This is a genomic window from uncultured Microbulbifer sp. (assembly GCF_947498635.1).
Taxonomy (GTDB): domain Bacteria; phylum Pseudomonadota; class Gammaproteobacteria; order Pseudomonadales; family Cellvibrionaceae; genus Microbulbifer; species Microbulbifer echini.
In genome coordinates, this window is record NZ_CANMKV010000164.1 from 1 (window position 1) to 248 (window position 248).

General features: G+C 47.2%; 1 pseudogene. It reads right to left on the reverse strand.

The features are described from left to right. Window positions 1-248, reverse strand: a pseudogene (locus tag Q1A69_RS20270) (IS30 family transposase); the annotation flags it as partial.

Sequence of the window (248 nt, forward strand, 5' to 3'; positions counted from 1 at the left end):
AATTTGGAGACTCGTTCAACCAGTGTCACCAGATAGCCATCTTGACCATAAACAGTATCGCCTTCCCAGTGACCAATCTCAGTGTTTTCATCGACAATCGCAGGCCTTTCATCAATATCTATGCGCTCTGGAATAAGCTTTACGCCGGCCTCAGAACTTGCCCGTTTACGATAAGGTTTGGCTTTCCTTGGCAGACGTGACCTCCAGTTAAGTCGACGGATCCAGCGGTAAATTGTTGAACAGCTAAC